Below are 17,183 nucleotides of genomic sequence, written 5' to 3'. Positions count from 1 at the left end.
CCTACGAAGACGATGTCAGCTGAGTTACAGTCAGCCCCAGTTGGCCACTTTGGTATCTCCCCTTTGTTCAAAGAACAGTTGCTTGTTTTAAGCGGGTACAAAGATAGGTAGTTTTGCGGAATTACCAAATATTACGTGGAAAAATCTTGAAAAAAATGTATTCCGAGTGTAAAAGAATACGAGGAGTTTTCGGTACCGAAAACTCCTCGTTACATCTTATCGTCACTATGAGACCTATTTACGAGGACGATAAGTAATGTCAATGGTTCTTTCTTCGTCGAAACCTTTGTACTTGATGTGTAGCTGTACGGAATCTGTTACCTCGTTAAATACTTCTTTTAGCGGGAAACTGACATAACCGTAAAGACTTTTGTTTTCCGGATCTCCGTATGCATTATGTCTGAATTCTAACAGGATTTTTTCGTCCGCTGTTAATTCTTCATGCTTTGTCAGGTTGACCATGTGTTCTTTAGCGCCTCCGGCATAAAAGAATCGGAAGGTGATAAAGTCGTTGGCAATCCAGTATTCCGGTAATTCAATCGGATCCATACCTAAGCTGTCATTAATGGCTTCGGTATAGGGTACAATAGGTTTGGTAAGAAGCTTTTGCAGGTCGTTTACTCGCACGTAATGATCTACACTACTTCCCGGATTTGCATCTTGCAAGATGGTAAAATCCGCGTACACACGCATATTATTTTCTAAGTAACGTACCGGTACATTTGAAACGGATGGATACAATACAGGGCCTTTGTCCAGTATAATTCTGTAATCCTGATCACTTGTTTTTTCAATCGTACCGACTTCTAACCAGAATTTGTCCAAGCTATACCCGTCATCATTACAAGATGTGAAGGCGAATGTTGCCGAGAGCAAAAGAATAATTAGTGTCACTACTTTTTGATTCTTCATTTTAAACCCCTTTTTATTACTCGTTGTTTTTTTAGTTTCATTACTTAGATGGATAATTGCGTGAATGGTTGCGTCTAATAATGTTAAAATCAATGGAAAAAGGCTATCATACATCGCATGATAGCCTTGATCCCTTGTTTTTGCCGGGATTTATGAATTTAGAAAAGAGTTTTTTTCAGTGAGAACAGGAATTCTAATCCCCCGTCTTTTTTATTTTTTGCCGAGATGTCTCCTTTATGGAAAAGAACGGCGTTCTTCACGATGGAGAGCCCCAGGCCGGAACCGCCATTTTGCCTGCTACGTCCCTCGCATACACGATAGAAACGTTCGAAAATCCGGTTCAAGTGATTTTCTTCTATTCCTTGCCCCGTGTCATAGTAGGAGAAATAATAAAATTCATTGTCTTCCATGTAGTTGTTTACCCCGATCGAGATATTGTCTCCGGCGTAATTGATGGAATTTTCAATGAGATTCCGGAATATAGCATAAACCAGCGTTTTATTTCCCTCGATAACCGTCTGGGGATTTATCTCGTTCCTCACGTTGATCCCGTGTGCTATGATCGGGTCATGCAGGTCATCAATGACCTCCTGCAAAGTGGTGTGAACATTCACTCGTTCTTTGTCAAAAAGTTCGGATGCCTCTTCCGTCTTGGTGATTAGGGCAATATCCCGGATTAAGTCGGATAGGCGAACGATTTGTGAATACGTACGTTCCAAAAAGAAATGTTGCTTGTCCGGGGTAATATTGGGTTGTTCCAGAAGGGTCTCGATATAACCGCGAATGCTGCTTACCGGGGTTTTTAGCTCGTGGGCGATATTATTCGTCATCTCCTGTTTTAGGAGCCTGTTTTTCTCGTTATCAGAGATATTGTTTAGGGTGATTTCGAAGCTGTTGTCCGTGAAAATCAGTAGTTTCACGGCAAAATGTTTGCCTCCCTTGCTGATCTTGTTCTGGTACACGGGGATGTTGGTGGTATTCGGGTTTACCGGGGTGTTCTTTTGCAAGAATTCATTCAGTTCGTTGAAATCCGGTTGTTCCAGCAGTTTTTCGACTTTGAATGTCGGTTCGTCCAGGATAATGTTCAAATACTGGATAAAATGCGTGTTGGCATATATCTTTTCCCGGTTAGCGGAGAAAATGGCAATTCCCTCGTCGGAATAGTGGAAGTGACGAAGAAGTTTCTCCTGTTCCACGTTGATCTGCTTGTTGCTCTCTTCTAAAAGTTGATAGTTATGAATGATCTTTTCACCGATCTCTCCCAGTTCCGTGTTCGGGAAATGGATATTGTTGTAATTAATGTTGTGATTGTCGGCCGAAACGATAAAATCTTTCAGTCCGGAAATCGCTTTCCCGAAACGATCGGAGATATAAATCAGCGAGATCAGCGTGATAAAGAATAGTAGCGTGATAAAATACAGAAATATGTTGTCCGTCTTTAAAAAGTTCTGGATCTCGATGTCGTAAGGGAGAGCCACCCGGATAAAATAATTCATATAGTCTTTGGCAAAATAATAGTACTCGACCCCGGTACTTTTAGAAAGCCGGATGGCAGTTCCTGTTTTTTGGATTAATGCCGTCTGGATTTCCGGGCGCAGTAAATGGTTTTCGATCCCTTGTTCCTTGTCGAGACTATTGTCATAAAGGACTTTACCATCATGATCTACTATCGTTAATCGTAAGTTGGAGGGCATAAGTACGAGTACATTCTTTAAAGAATCCATTTGCCCGGTGTTTATCAGATGATATTGTTGAACATAGCGGGCGATGATGTCGGAGTAATCGTCCAGCGTGGTGCGTAAGGTCTCCGTTTTGTAGGCTTTTTCCCGGTTCTGTTGGAAAAAGGTAATGACAACCGTGAAGACGGCGAATACAATGAAGAAGTAAATGAACAACTTCTGTTTATAGGATAATTTCATTGGAAATAGTTTTTGTATTAACGTTTAAAGTTCCACGCAATAGCCGTATCCGGAACGATTTGCGATATGTTTCCCCTGTTCGCCCAGTTTTTTTCTCAGTCGGGTGATGTGTACGTCGACGGTACGTTCAAGCACGTAGCTGTCGTCACTCCATACTTTATTGAGTATGTCTTCGCGGGAGAATATTTTTCCGGGAGATTGTGCCAGCATGTTTAATATTTCAAATTCCTTTTTGGTAATTGGGATGAGCCGGTCGTGGATGGAGACACATTTTGTGCTTAAATCGATGTGCATCTCGCCTATATCGATCACCTGTTTTTTATTGGCAGCATTCAACGAACCTGCTCTTTTCAAGACGGCTTTCACTCTTGCCGAAACTTCCTTAATCGAGAAAGGTTTGGATATATAATCGTCGCCCCCGATATTGAAACCGGTGAGCATGTCATTTTCCGTGTCTTTGGCCGTCAGAAAGATGATCGGGGTCGAGTTGTGAAGATCTTTCCGAAGTTTCTCCGCCATCTTGAACCCTGACATTCCTCCCATCATCACGTCCAGCAGGATTAGATCATATTCCTCGGTCAGCATCTTTAGAGCCTCTTCCGCGGAGGGCGCGGTGTCGACTAGGTAACCTTCGCTCTCCAAGTTGAATTTTAAAATTTCTCTCAGGTCCTCTTCATCGTCAACCACTAACATCCGTTGTTTATCCATTGCTCTAAAATTTAGTTGTTATGAATATGTTTCGCGTTCTTCCCTTCCATCAAGTAAATGGCCGCTTCAGCAATGTTTGTGGCGTTGTCCCCGATTCGTTCAATGTTGTATGACATCCCACTAAGGGAAAGGGCATCCAGCATATCTTGATCTTTGATCGTTTTGCCGACAAAGTGAAGAGGTATCCCGTGAATGATTTCTTTGTGGTTGTTGTCCACGAGGTCATCCGTCCGGATAATCTCTTTTGCCAAATTCTCGTCTTCACACGTAAAGGCAAAGATAGCATTTTGTGTCATTTTTTTTACCGTTTCCAATTGTAATAAAATGGTCGGGTGGAAAGATGCGTAAAGGGAACCCTGTAATTCAACCTCCCGGAGGAAGTCGGCAATATTGAGCAACAGGTCACCGATGCGTTCCAGATAGGCTGTCATATCATGATAGGACATGATCTTTCGGCAATCACTGGCTCTGGGGCAGTAAAGTACGATGGAGTTGATGACTTCATCCCTGATTTTTACTTCCAGACTGTCAATGATAACTTCATTATGTTCGATCTTCGTGTATAATTCACCGTCTTTGTTGTCGTGGGTTGCGGTGATAACGAGTTCCATCTGTTGTAGTACGATGGTGGATAAGACTTCAAAGTCTTCTTTAATCTTTTCCAGGTATTTTTCTCTTATGGTAGTCATGTGGTGTAAGCTAAAAGTTATAAGCTAAAAGTTAATAAGGAATGTGTTTATAGAGAGAGTTCGATCTAAGCTCATAAATCAAAAATTATTTTATCCGAATTGCCCCGTCAAGTACTCTTCCGTGCGTTTGTCACTTGGGTTTGTGAACATCTTTTGGGTTTCGTCGTATTCGATTAAATGACCGAGGTACATGAACATCGAGTAATCCGATATACGGGCAGCTTGTGACATATTATGTGTGACAATCAAGATTGTGAATTCATTTTTCAGATCCAGCAACAACTCTTCGATTCGATTGGTGGCAATCGGGTCCAAGGCTGAGGTCGGTTCATCCATTAGTAAAACCTTCGGTTTTAGTGAAAGAGCCCGGGCAATGCATAGCCGTTGCTGCTGACCACCGGAAAGGAAGGTCCCTTTCTTGAATAGGGAGTCTTTCACTTCGTCCCATAACCCCACGTTTTTAAGGCTTTCCTCTACTAACTGGTCTTTTTCCTGCTTGGGAAGAGAAATCCCGTTCAATTTATACCCGGCAATCACGTTGTCATAAATGCTCATCGTGGGGAACGGGTTCGGGCGTTGGAATACCATTCCCGCCATGCGTCGTACTTCCATGGGGTTTGTCTTTAATATATTTTTCCCGTTCAGGAGAATCTCTCCCGTGGTCTTGATGTCCGGGTACAATTCGTGCATCCGGTTGATCGCCCGTAACAAGGTACTCTTTCCACATCCGGAGGGGCCCATGATAGCCGTGATTTTCTTTTCTGCAATATCCGCGCTAACTTCTTCTACCGCGTTTTTTCCCGGGGTGTACGAAATGGAAACTTTTTTAAGTTGTAATATAGGATTTGTGATAACCATGATTAATTTTAGATTTTAGATTTTAAATTTTAGATTGAAAGTCTGTTTGTAATGCAATTTAAAATTTAAAATTTACAATTATTGAACTCTCCATTTTTTTGCAATTTGTTTTGCTATAATATTGAGGGTCAGAATTAACATTAACAGGAAGAGGGAGGAACTCCAGATCATGTCGATCAGGTTCGGGTCATTGTAAAACTCCCAGATCAACAAGGGAACCGCACTCGTGGGTTTCAACACGTCCCAGTTGATGGCGGTGCTACCCAAGGCTGTTAACATCAGGGGAGCGGTTTCTCCCATAACCCGGGAAATAGCCAGCAAGATACCCGTGAACAATCCCCCGAAGGCTGCGGGTAACAATACTTTCAGAATGACACTGGTGTAGGAGGCTCCTAATGCAAGTCCGGCCTCTTTCAAACTTCCCGGGAGCATCTTTAACGTCTCTTCCGTGGAACGCACGATTAACGGGAGCATCATGATACTAAGGGCGACACTTCCTGCGAGGGCAGAATAACTACCTAGGGGTTTCACGACCCAGGCATAAGCGATAATACCGATTACGATGGAAGGGCTACCTTGAATCAGATCTGTCAAGAAACGAGTGATGTTCGAAAATTTGGTCTTCGGGTGTTCCGAGAGGTGAATGCCGACCATGATTCCAATAGGGATAGCAATAATTGCGGCTAGGACAACCATGAGTAATGTTCCGGTAATTCCGTTTGCAATTCCGCCCGGAATAATGTCTCCCGTACCTCTGGCCAGCATGGCGTCCAAAGTACTTGGAGCGCTCTCCGTGAAAAAGTTCCAATTAATCTGTTTGTAGCCTTTTTTGATCAATTCCCAGATGATGGCGAATAACGGGATTACCGTCAGAGAGGCCAGAAAACAGGTCGTGTAGAAAAAGACCTTGTTTTTTATCGTTCTATATCTTAAACTACTCATTGTTGCAATCAATTAAGTTTCTTGATGATGAGTTTTGCTACTAGATTGATGATTGCCGTGATCAGGAATAATAGTAACCCGATGGCAATCAAGGAGCTTAATTTTAACCCGTCTGCCTCTCCGAACTGGTTTGCGATGATACTGGCCATCGTGTTACCCGTGTCTGCCAGTGAGGTGGGCAGGTTATTCGTGTTGCCGATAAGCATGGTTACTGCCATGGTTTCTCCAAGAGCCCGTCCCAGGGCTAGGATATAGCTGGCAAATACTCCGGAACCGGCAGAGGGAAAAGTGACTGTTCTGATCACCTCGTAGCGGGTGGCTCCCAAACTATATGCAGCCTCTTTCAGTTCGTTGGGAACCATGGATATGAACTCGCCGCTGAGGGAGGATGCATAGGGGATGATCATGATTGCCAGAATAATGGATGAGGTCAATACTCCGAATCCTTGTGAATTGACCCCCATCTCGATGATGATCGGGCGGAAGGTATAAAATCCCCATAATCCGTACACGATCGAGGGAATTCCCGCGAGTAAATCTATAATGGAACTGATGAACGTGGCAATTTTTTTACCTCGAAAGAATTCACCCGTGAAAAGTGCCACGGGCAGAGAAAATGGGATACAGAATATAAGTGCCAGAAAAGAGGTTAGGAGGGTTCCCACGATAAAGGAAAGGGCTCCATAAGTTTCTCTGTCCGGATGGGGATCCCATTCTGTTGATCCGATAAACTGGAAGAATCCGTAATGGCTGAGAGCCGGGATCGAGCCGCTGACCAGTGAATAGATCATGCCGGCACTAATCAGTAGAATCAGGATACAACAAATAGAGAGTAGCCGTTTAAAAATAAGATCACGCATAATTTAATTCATTGAGTGATTGTATGATTAATGATTAAGTGATTATCGAAAAAAATCACTTAATCATTAAATCGTAAATCGCCTAATTGTTGAGAACTTTTTTGCCCTCGAAACTTATAGAGTTTAATAGTGTTTTGGCGTTAGCCACGGCTGATTGAGGAAGGGGTGAGTAATGAACTTTTGTAGTCAATGCTTGTGCTTCCGGGCTTAACATCCAATCGAGTAATTTCACGGTTGCTTGTGCTTGTGCTAGGGTTCTGTTTGCATAAGCTTGTTCCTTGTAAAGGATAATCCAGGTGAAACAACTGATGGGGTAAGCGTCCGGTGCGGAAGAGTTCGTGATCATGGTACGAGTATCTGCCGGCATTTCACCTTTTGCTGCCGCGGAAATACTTTCCGTGTTCGGTGTGATGAAATTACCGGAAGAGTTCTTCATCTGGGCCATCGGGATGTTCAGAGAAAATGCGTACTCTGATCCCACGTATCCGATCGCTCCGGGGGTTTGGCTGATTGTTCCGGCTACTCCGGGATTACCTTTAGCTGCCAAGCCTGCCGGCCATTTCAATGATTTACCTGTACCCACGTTTTCTTTCCAATCATTGCTTACTTTCGTCAAGTAATCACTGAAAACGAAGGTGGTTCCGCTACCGTCTGAACGGTATACCGGGGTTAATTCTTTGTCCGGAAGAGTTACTCCGGGATTTAATTCCTGAATTTTAGCATCATTCCATTTGGTGATTTTGCCCAGATAGATGTCGGCAACAACTTCTCCGGAAAGTTTTAATTCTTTCACTTCCGGTAAATTGTAAGCCATAACCACGGCTCCCATACAAGTCGGGATGTGTACCGTTGCGTAGGGCATCTCTTGCATCTCAGCATCAGACAGGTAGGCATCCGATCCCCCGAAATCAACAATCTTGTCTTTCAGGCTTCTGATACCACCACCACTACCAATACCCCCGTAAGTCACGGCGTTACCCGTTTTCTCTTGGTAGGTCTTGAATGCCAGGTTGTAGAATGGTAAGGGGAAAGTAGCCCCGGCTGCAGCGATGTTCATTTTTTTGCTCTCGGACTCTTTGTTCTTCTTCGAGTTCCCGCAAGATGCAATAGCGATAGCTAAAATAAGGATAAATAAATTTTTCATTTCTGATAGTATTAATTTCAATGTCTTCTGATTCATTTATTATACTGCAAGTTTAGATGAATCTTGTTACACGAATGTTGCGCATTTGTTACATTAATGTTACAACTTGAATTCGATGTTTAGATAGACGAAAGAGCTTGATTTTCCGTCTCTTGGGTTCCAAGTGGAGAAATTCGGGGCGATTTTTAGTTGTTTGATCGGGGCATATTGAACACCTACTAAGATTCGTTGTCCGTCAGCACTGCTCCAATCATCTTTTGAACCTAGGTTATCATATCTTCCGAAGAGGTTGAATTGATCTTCCAGCTTGATAGTAGAATAAACGGAGAATCCGGATTGGTCGTTGTCTTCCTTGAACTTGGTGTTATACATTTGGTTGTATTCAGCTCCGATGGAGAATAACTCGTGTTTGTAACCGGCAAAGAAGGCTAAATTCTGTTGATCTTTCGTCTCGTCTCCTTCAATGTTCTTACTGGCAAGATCGTAATAAGCGCGAAGAGTCAAATTTTTAACGGGAAGAATTGTTGCTCCCACGGCATACCTGTATTTGTTGTCACCGTTCAATTTTTTGTAACCTTCCCCGTTGCTGATCGTGATGTCGGCAGAGAGCCATTTTGTAAATTTGTATTTACCCAAGATACCCATATCTGCGCTGGAACCGAATTTATACTCGTCTTGGAAGGATTTCATGATATAACGGTATCCCCAGAATTTTTCCTGTACGTTGAATTGCTCCAAACCGATCAAACCGAAATCCAGCGTGAAATTACCCGTCTTCCAGCTTAACATGGCATTTTTGATATACGCCACTCTTTCGAGGTCGGAACCTGAAACTTTGGTGGAACCCATGTCAAAAACAACTTTTCCGCTTAATTTTTCTGTCAAGGAGAATTGGTATCCAAGATAAGCACGATCAAGAGCGAATCCGGATTCTTTATTTGCATTTCCAATCCCGGCATGATAGTTCGCGAAAACGGTAACAATCGGTTGTCCCTTGATTTGGAATTTCTTCTTTTCTTCTTGTTTCTGACCGAAACTACTTAAACAAATAGCAGCTAAAACCACACTAATTAAAATCCTTTTCATTTGTCAAACTTTTAGTTAATATTAAAATTAAATACCTCTTGTTTTCGGCAGCTAAAGTAGACTGAAAAGGTTTCCTAAATAATACGATTCCGTTACATCAATGTTACATTTATTAGGTTTGTTTATTGTCTTTTGAAGATCGAGAAATTAACACTACCGTACCGGCGGTGTTCGAAAAAGTTGGGTTCCGAGGAGAAGTCCACGGTGCTGGGGTGTTCGATAATGGCGATTCCGTCTGGGGCCAGTAGATCGTTATTGAAAATGGCAGCCGGAATCTCGTTGATTTTTTCCAGGTTGTAAGGAGGGTCTGCGAAAATGATGTCAAAGGTCGTTCCGTTCAGTTTTTTACAGGCGATAAATACGTCTGTTTTGAAAATGGTCATATTCTTGAATCCCAGTTGGGCGGCCGTCTTTTTTATAAAGGCGTAATGGTTATAGTTCAGTTCGATAGAAACTATTTTTCCTGCACCCCGGGATGCGAATTCGTAACTGATACTTCCCGTTCCTGCAAAAAGATCCAGTACGGAGGCATCCTCAATATCTATATAATTGTTGAGGACATTAAATAAATTCTCTTTGGCAAAATCCGTTGTCGGACGTGCTTTGAAATTTTTGTCGGGTGTGATGATTTTACCTTTGTGTGTACCGCTTATAATCCGCATCGATGAAGATTTAACAAGTGAGTAAAATGAGAACTGTTGAATTCTTTATCGTGAAGAATACCGTTTAACAGGGGTTCTTTAGCAAAATAGGGATTCGGGAGATAGAGCGAAAGTAACTCTTTCAGTTTATTATCTTTGAGCGCCGGGCCGCATATCGAAAGATGCGCTTTCTCTTGGTTGATTCCGCACTCTTTGATACAATTTAATAAAAAGTACACGATGTCAGTCATCGCTTTGTAGCTAAACGTGTTAAATAGCTGAATACCGGAGTCTCGGATAAATAACAGATCAAAATAATTGTCCTGAATGTCTAGGAAGATTTGCTCCGTGTCTCGTAGTGCCTTGGCCATGGCACCTAGTATAAAAGGGTATGCCCCGTTCACGATTTGAACCACGGGAAAATGTTCTCGTACAAAATCATGAAATGATGAAATAACCGTCTCCACGAGATAGGCTTCTATCCCCTCTATGTGGTGGTAGAGGATCGTGTCATCCGGTGCTACTTCTTGGTTGACAGTGTAAAGGGTGGCAATATTGGCCTTGTCGAAAAAGGCTCCCGGAACCAGTAGTTTTTCCTTGAAACACGGCATGATATATACTTTCTTGAAACGAAGGTTCAAGATCGCATCATTCACCACGTAATTTTTTAACCTGGCCACGGCGGCCTCTCTGGAATCCGCTGCATAGGGTTCGTGTACAAACACGACTAGCTTTTCCGTTTCATCATGCACGCAAAATGAAAATCCATCCGTTGCATAACGGATGGATAATATCGATTTCTTAGATGATTCGTAAGTAAAATTGGAGTCAACAAAATAAATGCTCTGCATGTATTTATTCGTTTACGAACCGGAAATTACTCCCAGTTACCCACGTTATTGTTTGCCTCTTGTACGCTACCCACTTTTAAGCCCGGGTATTTGTTTAATCTTATTCTTTCACCGTTTTCCTCCAAAATGGCATCTTCGTATTCATCAAACAAGTCTTCAAAAATGACCATGTTTGAAATACGAGCCTCGAAAACAGGTACTTCAATACCGGAATCCGTCCAGATCATGTTAGTCCCCATCAAGAATTCATGTTTCTTTTTAGTAAAAGGAACATACCGAAGATCATCAATCGGATAGTTCTCCCCGAATAATTGTCCCAATGCGGCAACTCTGATCGTGTCACGAATAATCAACCCTTTTTTCAGAGCCTCTTGTTCCGTCATACCTTCTTCAAGTTGATCATCAGTAAGTTCTCCGATAGAACGTACGGTTTTCAATGAATCGTATTTCACGAAATTGATTAATGAATCGAAACTACTGGTGTATGTTCCATGAATACTCTTGAAAGCATCTTGAGCTGTTCTGATATCTTTCAGTTTTTGGATAACCCTATCATATCTCTGTTTTTTCAACTTCTGAAATTGAATAGGATTCTGCACGCTTTCGTAGCACATGTATCCCAGATAGAGAGCGGCAGCTGCTAAAAGAATTTGAATAATAATTTTTTTCATCTTTTTCGTCAGTATATTTATTATGTATTAAACAAGTTAGTTCTCGTTATTATTTAAGCTGTTTTTTCCTATCTTTACACGGTATTTTTTGACGATACCGTGAACAAATCCTTAATGGATTGTCGTGTCGGCAAATATAAAAAAAAAAAAGATCACAGCACACTTTTGTCTATTAAATTTAGTGATGATAAATGAACATTTTGAACGTATTGTAAAAGAGAAGTTTGGATTCGATTTTTCGCCCACGCAACAGGCGGCAATGAAGAATTTTTTAGCTTTTCTCTTTGATCGTCATCCTGAAAGTTTGTTTTTATTGAAAGGATATGCCGGAACGGGGAAAACTTCTTTGGTGGCGGCCATCGTGAATACATTACTGCAATTTGAACAACAGGTTGTTTTGTTGGCTCCGACGGGAAGAGCGGCGAAAGTGTTTTCCGGTTATTCTCATCAGCCTGCTTTTACGATACATAAAAAGATTTACCGGCAGAAAAATGCACAGGAGGGAGTCGGAATATTCAACTTGGGATTTAACGGGAATGCCAACACGCTTTTTTTCGTGGATGAGGCATCCATGATCTCAATGGGTTCTCAAGATTCGAATTTTGGGACGGGGTCTTTGCTGGATGACCTGATTGAGTTCGTGTACAACGGGAGGAATAACCGCTTGGTGTTAATCGGGGATACAGCCCAGTTACCCCCGATTGGCGTGGATGTCAGCCCGGCCTTGGAGGCTGATTTTCTACAAGTGAGTTATGGGATGGAAATATATGAGGCAAATTTGACCGATATCATGCGGCAGTCGGAACAATCCGGAATCCTGTACAATGCTACTCGGGTACGAGAAATGATCGGGGCGGGACCTTTTGCCAAACTCTTGCTTCGGGTAGCGGGTTTTCCGGATATTGTACGGGTAAGTGGGAGTGAACTACTGGAAGAGTTAGATCAATGTTATAGCTCTTTTGGGATGGACGAAACGATGGTGATTTGTCGGTCGAATAAACGGGCCAATCGTTTTAATGAGGGGATACGGGCCAGAATCCTTTACCGGGAAGATGCTTTCAGTAGTGGGGATAAAGTTATGATCGTGAAGAATAATTATTTCTGGGGAGCGGAGTACGATAAGGTGGATTTTATCGCGAACGGGGATATTGCCACTGTGGAGAAGGTCGGGAAATATAAGGATTTATACGGATTCCATTTTGTCAACACTCGTCTAAGTATTTACGGTTACGAGGAAGAGATCACGGCATGGGTCATGTTGGATACCTTGACCACGGAACAACCTGCATTGAGTTATGAAGATTATCGGCGGTTGTATATGGCCGTGGAAGAGGATTATATGGATATTGCTTCCAAGCAAAAACGGTTTAAGAAAATTCAAGAGAACGAATATTATAATGCCCTGCAAATTAAATTTGCCTATGCAGTCACGTGTCATAAAGCCCAAGGGGGACAATGGGATGCGGTATTTGTTGATCCGGGATGGCAGGGAGAGGATTCTTATGACGATGAGTATTGGCGTTGGCTATACACGGCATTTACCCGGGCCCGCAAAAAATTATACCTGATTAATTTCAAGGATGAGATGATCGAAATGGAGGGATAAAAGAGAGGTGTCAAAAGTCATTTATTAAACTCCTCCGTCACTTCGTGCCACCTCCTCTATAAACAGAGGAGGAGCTGGTGACTCCTCCCGAAGACAGGGAGTATTTCAGCTCTCCCTCTGTTTATAGAGGGAGTACGGCGAAGCCGGGAGGGAGTTTGAAAAATGACTTTTGACACCTTTATGCTTTTTATTGAAGTTTCAAATCCTTGATAATAGCATCAATACGGGCGTTCGCATCCTGTTGCGCCCGTTCATAGTCATTTATATCTTTCATCTGGGCCCGACCTTCAAAGTAAAATTTAATCTTAGGTTCGGTACCGGAAGGACGAACGGAAATCTTACTACCATCGGCCAAGAAGAATTGCAAAACGTCACTTTTCGTCTCGAAATTGAGGTGCGTTTTTTCTCCGGTTTGTAAATTGGTCGCTTCCAAAGAGAGGTAGTCTTTTTTCAACACAACCGGACTATGATTGATCTCCTTCGGGGTGTTGTGGCGGAACTCTTCCATCATGGCTTTGATCTCTTGCGCCCCGCTTAAACCTTTGCGCACGATATAAATCATCCTCTCTTGTGAGAATCCGTATTTGGCGTAGATTTCCTTGAGGAAAGAGTACAGTGTTTTATTTTGCATCTTTACCCAAGCGGCGATTTCGGCCATTAATGACGTGGCAGAAACCCCGTCTTTGTCCCGGGTAAATGCTCCCGGCATATAGCCAAAGGATTCTTCCCCACCACCGATGAATTTCTCCCCGCCTTCTTTGCGGATCACGTCGGCAATCCATTTGAATCCGGTGTACACGTCATAACAGATGATATGATTCTTTTCTGCAATATCTTTAATCAACTCGGTAGTGACGATGGTTTTTACCGTATATTCACCACCTTTAAGTTGGTTCAGTTCTTTTTTTCTGCGGATGATGTATTCCGTGAAAATAATATTGGTCTGGTTTCCGTTCAATAGCGTCCATTCTCCCGCATCATTTTTTACGGCGATACCAATACGGTCCCCATCCGGGTCACAAGCCATAGCCAAATCTGCATCAATTTTGCGAGCCAAGTCTAGAGCCATTTTGAAAGCTGCCGGTTCCTCCGGGTTTGCAGATGCCACGGTCGGGAAATCCCCGTCGGGAATACTTTGCTCCGGTACGGTATGAATGTTCGTGAATCCCCAGTTACGTAAAGAGGCAGGAACAAGTTCGTAGGTAGTTCCATGTAGTGGGGTAAAGACGATTTTTAAATCGTGTTCTTTTTGTATGGCTTCCGGTGAAAGACTTAACGTTTTCACTTTATCCAGGTATTTTTTGTCAAAATCTTTTCCTAAAATGGTGATCATTTCCGGTACTCCTTCGAATTTAATATCCGAGACTTGTACTTTTTTTACTTCATCGATCACGTTCTTATCATGCGGGGGAACGAGTTGCGATCCGTCATCCCAGTATGCTTTATAACCATTATATTCTTTCGGGTTGTGAGAGGCGGTAAGAATAACACCACCTTTACAGCCTAAGTCCCGGATAGCAAATGACATTTCGGGCGTGGGGCGCAAATCTTCGAACAGGTAAACGTGTATTCCGTTGGCCGAGAAAATATTGGCGGCTGTTTCTGAAAAGAGCCGGGAGTTATGACGGCAGTCATGACCGATACATACGGCTTTTTTTTCATTCGGGAACATCTTGTTGATGTAGTTTGAAAAACCTTGTGTGGCAGCGCCTACCGTGTAAATGTTCATGCGGTTGGTTCCCACTCCCATGATTCCCCGTAAACCACCGGTTCCGAATTCCAGATCGTTGTAAAACGATTCAATCAATTCTGTCGTGTCCGTGTTTTCCAACATGCGTTTTACTTCTTCGCGTGTTTTTTCATCGTATGCCTTGTCCAACCATTTTTCGGCTTTGGCTTTGGCTATTTTTATGATGTCATTATTTTCCATAAGTACTCATTTTATTTACCTTCTTGCAAAGTTAGGATTTTCTTAAATGAATAGTATGGATTTTGGAATTAAATTGTTACGTTTCAACGAAGAAATTTTGAGAAAATGTTTAAATAAAAAAGCCTCGTTTCAAACGAGGCTTTTTTATATGGCTAAAGCTTAAATTAAAATTTCTTCTCTTTAATTTTTGCTTTCTTTCCGGTAAGCTCACGGAAGTAGAAAATTCTGGATCTACGAACAACACCTCTCTTATTCACCTCGATTGCATGAATGTAAGGAGAATTGAAAGGAATGATACGTTCTACGCCCACGTTACCAGACATTTTTCTAACCGTAAAAGTCTTGGTAGTTCCTGTTCCCTTAATTTGGATAACAACACCTTTGAAAATCTGAATACGTTCTTTGTTTCCTTCTTTAATTTTGTAGTGTACGCTAATGGTATCACCCGTGTTGAATGAAGGAATTTCGATAGCGTTTTCTTGAGCAAAAGCCTGTTCCGCAATTTTAATTAAGTCCATTGTCTTTATTTTAAAAAGTTTATTTATCGAACGCAGTATTACGACTTTTGTCTTTTATGTAAGAGACTACGTACGTTTCAAAATCGAGTGGCAAAGGTAGAAAAATAAATATTCCGATGCAAGCATCGGAATATTTATTTTGTAGTGTTTATTCTACCACCTCAAGTTTTTTACCCGTCTGTTCGATAATCATTCGGAGATACCATTCCGGTAAAGCGGGTTGCTCCACTTTCGGGTTTTTCTCTCCCGGGATTGCGGTTTTCACGTTACCATCCATGAATTTGCAGAACAGGTAACCGTAAAAATCTCTCCACGTGTCCACCAGCTGATTTCCCGTGCGACAGGAGAAGTCCGTGATAAATTTAATCGCTGATTCTTTGTCTTGAGCTAACATCTCTTTTGCTCCGGCATCGATCATTTGGACGAAATTCACGTATTGTTGTTCCAGCGCAACTTGTTTTGCACGAATTTCCGGGTGAATCAAGTTATAGCGTGTGTACGCGAAGTTCGTTACTTGGTTGAATACCCAGAAGGCTGCTTTATTGGTGAATTCCATCATGCTGCCGTTACCAACTGCGAAAGCAAAAGGTACTTCCGTGGCTGCTGAATACATCGGAAAATACACGGAACTGGCTGCATCATCAACACCAAACCAAAGGATTCCTCCGATTTCATCGGGTAACCAACTTCTACATTGTGCTACAAATGTGAATCCGGTTTGTTGGGTTGCTGTTGCTCTTTCGTGAACATATTCTTTCCCGTCTACTTTGAAACTCATCGGACGCCATCTGTACGGACATTCGTACGGGCCGGCTCCCATATCCTTGCTCATATCCAGTTCTGTTCCTTCTAGGTGATCGCGCATGAAATCCATCACTTGCATCACGTCTACTTTCTCGCTGGGTTTAATCCATAACGGCATACGGTTGGTTGCGTAACCTTTGCTATCCCGTTGAATGTTTCTTCCCGTGGCGTAATCCCAGTATTGAGCCATGTCCGGGTTCACGGCATTGAAGAATGCCCAAACACGGATTTCACAGGCACGAGCCCCGCTGAAGTCAACCGGAGCGTAAGTATCAGAGAAACTGAAATCTTTATTTTTCCCGTCTTGAGGATAGAATCCTTTTTCTTTTGCGAAAGAGATCACGTCCTTGGAATACACGGTGGTGATATTCGGATCGTAAATCTTGTTCATTTTGTCAGAAGAGATAGAAGTTTTACCTTCTAGCGGGAAAGTCGTGATACGAGCTTGGTTCGCGTGGGCGGAAACATACCCGTCCGGTACCATACGTGCTACCCAAACAGCTCCTTTTTCTCCTTCTCCCTTACCGATGATTTCGATAATCCATACTTCGTTCGGGTCAATGATAGAGATCGACTCTCCACTACTTGCCCAACCGTATTTTTCAATCAAGTCGGTCATTACCACAATGGCCTCACGGGCATTTTTCGCACGTTGTAACGTGATATATATGGCGCTACCATAATCTATAATAGCTCCCGTTTGGGATTCCAGTTCTTTACGTCCCCCGAAAGTGGTTTCGGAAATAGCGAGCTGATGCTCGTTCATGTTTCCTACCACGTTGTACGTGTGGGCTACTTGCGGGATTTTACCCATAAATTTACCGGTGTCCCACTCGTAGACATCGAGCATACTTCCGGCAGGCCAGTCTTGTGCGGGCCAGTGATACAATTCTCCGTATAAAACGTGGGAGTCGGCAGAATAAGTGACCATTGTCGACCCGTCTTTCGTTGCTCCTTTCGTGAATAAAAAGTTCGTGCAGGCCATCGTGTACGTGGTGCAGCAAACAAACGCTAGTGTAACCAGTAAATGTGCTTTTCTCATTT

Annotated in this window: 16 protein-coding genes; 1 reads left to right on the top strand and 15 read right to left on the bottom strand. The window is 42.6% G+C overall.

Annotation, left to right across the window (positions count from 1 at the left end):
• Nucleotides 1-234: 234 nt before the first annotated feature.
• The 12 genes from I2I33_RS12035 to I2I33_RS11980 all read right to left on the bottom strand — a co-directional run bounded on the left by I2I33_RS12035 (nt 235) and on the right by I2I33_RS11980 (nt 11,281).
• On the bottom strand, nt 235-912 hold the full coding sequence (locus I2I33_RS12035) for a hypothetical protein (RefSeq protein ID WP_118305268.1): 678 nt from the start codon (nt 910-912) through the stop codon (nt 235-237).
• Between the two features lie 158 nt (nt 913-1,070).
• On the bottom strand, nt 1,071-2,831 hold the full coding sequence (locus I2I33_RS12030; protein WP_087420779.1) for a sensor histidine kinase: 1,761 nt from the start codon (nt 2,829-2,831) through the stop codon (nt 1,071-1,073).
• Between the two features lie 24 nt (nt 2,832-2,855).
• Complete coding sequence (locus I2I33_RS12025; RefSeq protein WP_087420780.1) at nt 2,856-3,539, bottom strand: response regulator transcription factor; 684 nt, start codon at nt 3,537-3,539, stop codon at nt 2,856-2,858.
• Between the two features lie 11 nt (nt 3,540-3,550).
• Nucleotides 3,551-4,228, bottom strand: a complete 678-nt coding sequence (locus I2I33_RS12020; protein WP_087420781.1) for a phosphate signaling complex PhoU family protein — start codon at nt 4,226-4,228, stop codon at nt 3,551-3,553.
• Between the two features lie 90 nt (nt 4,229-4,318).
• Nucleotides 4,319-5,086 carry a phosphate ABC transporter ATP-binding protein PstB gene (gene pstB, locus I2I33_RS12015; protein WP_027200782.1) on the bottom strand — a complete coding sequence of 256 codons (768 nt, stop codon included), beginning with the start codon at nt 5,084-5,086 and terminating at the stop codon, nt 4,319-4,321.
• Between the two features lie 78 nt (nt 5,087-5,164).
• On the bottom strand, nt 5,165-6,028 hold the full coding sequence (gene pstA, locus I2I33_RS12010; RefSeq protein ID WP_087420782.1) for a phosphate ABC transporter permease PstA: 864 nt from the start codon (nt 6,026-6,028) through the stop codon (nt 5,165-5,167).
• Between the two features lie 8 nt (nt 6,029-6,036).
• Nucleotides 6,037-6,888 (bottom strand): phosphate ABC transporter permease subunit PstC, encoded by an 852-nt coding sequence (pstC, locus tag I2I33_RS12005; protein ID WP_087420783.1) that lies wholly within the window; start codon nt 6,886-6,888, stop codon nt 6,037-6,039.
• 82 nt (nt 6,889-6,970) lie between these two features.
• Complete coding sequence (gene pstS, locus I2I33_RS12000) at nt 6,971-8,032, bottom strand: phosphate ABC transporter substrate-binding protein PstS (RefSeq protein WP_087420784.1); 1,062 nt, start codon at nt 8,030-8,032, stop codon at nt 6,971-6,973.
• A gap of 99 nt (nt 8,033-8,131) precedes the next feature.
• On the bottom strand, nt 8,132-9,118 hold the full coding sequence (locus tag I2I33_RS11995) for a porin (protein ID WP_087420785.1): 987 nt from the start codon (nt 9,116-9,118) through the stop codon (nt 8,132-8,134).
• A 122-nt stretch (nt 9,119-9,240) separates the two neighbouring features.
• Nucleotides 9,241-9,780: an RsmD family RNA methyltransferase gene (locus I2I33_RS11990; RefSeq protein ID WP_087420786.1), complete on the bottom strand. Its 540-nt coding sequence runs from the start codon at nt 9,778-9,780 to the stop codon at nt 9,241-9,243.
• Complete coding sequence (locus I2I33_RS11985) at nt 9,768-10,610, bottom strand: DUF3822 family protein (RefSeq protein ID WP_087420787.1); 843 nt, start codon at nt 10,608-10,610, stop codon at nt 9,768-9,770. The genes I2I33_RS11990 and I2I33_RS11985 overlap by 13 nt, the downstream gene beginning before the upstream one ends.
• Nucleotides 10,611-10,636: 26 nt before the next feature.
• A complete protein-coding gene (locus I2I33_RS11980; RefSeq protein WP_087420788.1) occupies nt 10,637-11,281 on the bottom strand; it encodes a hypothetical protein in 645 nt (214 codons plus the stop codon).
• A 184-nt stretch (nt 11,282-11,465) separates the two neighbouring features.
• On the opposite strand from I2I33_RS11980, the gene I2I33_RS11975 reads away from it, so the two are divergent.
• Nucleotides 11,466-12,887 (top strand): ATP-dependent RecD-like DNA helicase, encoded by a 1,422-nt coding sequence (locus I2I33_RS11975; RefSeq protein WP_087420789.1) that lies wholly within the window; start codon nt 11,466-11,468, stop codon nt 12,885-12,887.
• Between the two features lie 187 nt (nt 12,888-13,074).
• On the opposite strand, the gene I2I33_RS11970 is transcribed toward I2I33_RS11975, so the two are convergent.
• The 3 genes from I2I33_RS11970 to I2I33_RS11960 all read right to left on the bottom strand — a co-directional run bounded on the left by I2I33_RS11970 (nt 13,075) and on the right by I2I33_RS11960 (nt 17,181).
• A complete protein-coding gene (locus tag I2I33_RS11970; protein ID WP_087420790.1) occupies nt 13,075-14,817 on the bottom strand; it encodes a phospho-sugar mutase in 1,743 nt (580 codons plus the stop codon).
• A 164-nt stretch (nt 14,818-14,981) separates the two neighbouring features.
• On the bottom strand, nt 14,982-15,335 hold the full coding sequence (gene rplS / locus I2I33_RS11965) for a 50S ribosomal protein L19 (RefSeq protein WP_027200792.1): 354 nt from the start codon (nt 15,333-15,335) through the stop codon (nt 14,982-14,984).
• A gap of 148 nt (nt 15,336-15,483) precedes the next feature.
• Nucleotides 15,484-17,181: a dipeptidase gene (locus I2I33_RS11960; protein WP_087420791.1), complete on the bottom strand. Its 1,698-nt coding sequence runs from the start codon at nt 17,179-17,181 to the stop codon at nt 15,484-15,486.
• Between the last annotated feature and the right edge of the window lie 2 nt (nt 17,182-17,183).

Origin of the sequence: Butyricimonas sp. BSD2780061689_150309_C8 (genome assembly GCF_015560935.1) — a bacterium.
GTDB classification, from domain to species: Bacteria; Bacteroidota; Bacteroidia; order Bacteroidales; family Marinifilaceae; genus Butyricimonas; species Butyricimonas paravirosa.
Note: the sequence above shows the minus strand (reverse complement) of the source record. Positions and strands in the feature narration are given on the sequence as shown.